The organism is Novosphingobium sp. KN65.2 (genome assembly GCF_001368935.1).
GTDB lineage: Bacteria > Pseudomonadota > Alphaproteobacteria > Sphingomonadales > Sphingomonadaceae > Novosphingobium > Novosphingobium mathurense.
Genome location: NZ_CCBH010000207.1, coordinates 1 through 2,326 on the forward strand (window position 1 = coordinate 1; position 2,326 = coordinate 2,326).

Consider the following 2,326-nt stretch of genomic DNA (forward strand, 5'->3'; position numbering starts at 1 on the left):
CCAATCTTTGCAACAGAGCCATGAAGAATACATAGGAATGTGAGTTGTCTGACAGAAGCCGGTGCGGCGCCGTACGGTCGGCCCACTTTGGATGGTCGGCGTTACATGATCGTCGCGAAGCGCTTCGCCGTCAGTACGATTTTTGGAGAGAGATATGTTGATCAGCACGGCCTATTTTGGCTTTGAGGCATCGGATCTCGATGCGTGGGAGCGTTATGCGGGCCTGATTGGTCTTGGCGTGGAGAGGTCGCGAGAGGGGCTGTTTTGCCGGATCGATGAGAAAGCCCGGCGCTTTCACTTTGTGAACGGTCCTGCCGACGACATTGCCTGGGTCGGCTGGGACGCGGGGAGCCAGGAGAACTTCGATCACCTGCGCGCGCATTTCGATAGCCTTGGTATTGTGACCCAGGATGGCGACGAGGCCTCCGCTCGGTTGCGGAGGGTGGACCGGTTTTTCCATTTCGTCGGACCCGTCGGAGCACGGCACGAGATTGCGCTGGGCTTGGAAGATGCGGAATCTCCGTTTGTTTCGGACAAGGTCCCGCATGGTTTCGTGACAGGTGATCAGGGGCTCGGCCATGTCGCCTTCAACTCAACCGATCACAAGGGCGACGAGAAGTTCATGCGCGAGGCGCTGTTCGCACAGCTTTCCGATTATATCTATCAGCCGCTGCCCGACGGCAGCACGATGCATGCCTCGTTCCTGCACACCAGCCCGCGCCATCATTCGATCGCCTTTGCCGAAGGGCTGGGAGGAGACAGCAAACTCCATCATTTCGAGTTGGAAATGAATAATATGGAGGATGTTGAGAGGGCGTATGAACGCGTGCAGGCCGCCGGGATCGCTATCGGACTGACGCTGGGTCAGCATTCGAACGACAGGATCGTGTCCTTCTACGCGCACACGCCTTCCAAATTCATGATGGAGGTAGGCCATGGCGGCCTCAGGATCGATGACGAGGAGAGCTGGGAGCCGGTGATCCACGACCGCATCAGCGAATGGGGTCACGAGTTCCAGCCCGTCTAACGGCTCGAGGAGAACGTCGTGCTGCCGGGACTGATGCAGAATGCCCAACTGAATATTGCCGACATCCTGCGTTTTGCGTCGGTGGCGCATGGCGACCGCGAGATCGTGTCGAAGAATATCGATGAGCCGATATGGCGCTATGACTACGCGCGGGCCTGGACGCGAGCGGCGCAGGCGGCGCATGCGCTGTCGCGGCTGGGCGTGGCGCCCGGCGACCGGGTTAGTTCGCTGGCGTGGAACACACACCGGCATTTCGAGCTGTTCTTCGCGGTGCCGGGCATGGGCGCGGTACTGCATACCGCAAATCCGCGCCTACCCGACGACCATCTCGTCTTCACCATCAATCATGCGGGCAGCAAGGTGCTGCTGCTCGATCGCAACATGGTCGAGATCGTCGATAGGATCCGGGACCGACTGGAGACGGTCGAGCATTACGTCCTGCTGAGCGATGCCGATCGCGCGATCGATGGCTGGGGCTGCTATGAGCGCCTGATCGGCGGCGAGGCGGAAAGCTATGACTGGCCCCGGCTGGACGAGAATGCAGGCGCATTCCTGTGCTACACGTCGGGCACGACGGGCGATCCCAAGGGCGTGCTCTACTCGCACCGTTCGGTCGTGCTGCACGGGCTGGCGGCGGGCCTGAGCGGCGCCCTCAACTTCTCCGCCTTCGACGTGGTGATGCCGTGCCAGTCGCTCTATCACGCGACCGCCTGGGGCCTGCCCTTTGCGGGTGCGATCAACGGCGTGAAGTTCGTCTTTCCCTGCGACAGGTTCGACGGCGCCAGTCTGCAGCAGCTCATCGTGGACGAAGGCGTCACCTTCTCGGGCGGCGTGCCCACGATCTGGACGCTGTATCTCGATCATCTGGCGCGCACGGGAGAAACGCCGGGCAGCTTGCAACGGGTCATCATCGGCGGTTCGGCCGTCCCGCGCGACATGGCGGTGGCGTTCGACAAGCTCGGCGTCACCGTGCAACAGATATGGGGCATGACCGAGACCAGCCCGCTCGGCGTGGTCTCCACTCCTACGCCTGCGCTGTCGGCGCTGGGCAAGGCCGAGGAGAATGAAACCATCTGGACCCGTCAGGGCCGGATGATGTTCGGTATCGCGATGAAGATCGTCGATGAGGACGGCAACGTGCTGCCGCATGACGGCGAGCAATCCGGTGCCTTGATGGTGCGCGGACCCTGGGTGCTGGAGCGCTATTATCGCTCCGATGCACCCGCGATCGATGGCGAAGGCTGGTTCGACACCGGCGACATCGCCACCATCGACCGGTTCGGCTTCATGCGGATCACC

The 2,326-nt window shown here is 61.7% G+C and carries 2 protein-coding genes; both read left to right on the forward strand.

Annotated features, from left to right (window positions below; translation table 11 throughout):
- Positions 1-157: 157 nt before the first annotated feature.
- Positions 158-1,027, forward strand: a complete 870-nt coding sequence (locus tag SPHV1_RS22330; protein ID WP_197277781.1) for a VOC family protein — start codon at positions 158-160, stop codon at positions 1,025-1,027.
- 18 nt (positions 1,028-1,045) lie between these two features.
- Positions 1,046-2,326, forward strand: a 1,281-nt coding sequence (locus SPHV1_RS22335) for an AMP-binding protein (protein WP_054948205.1), incomplete at its 3' end; no start/stop codon positions are given.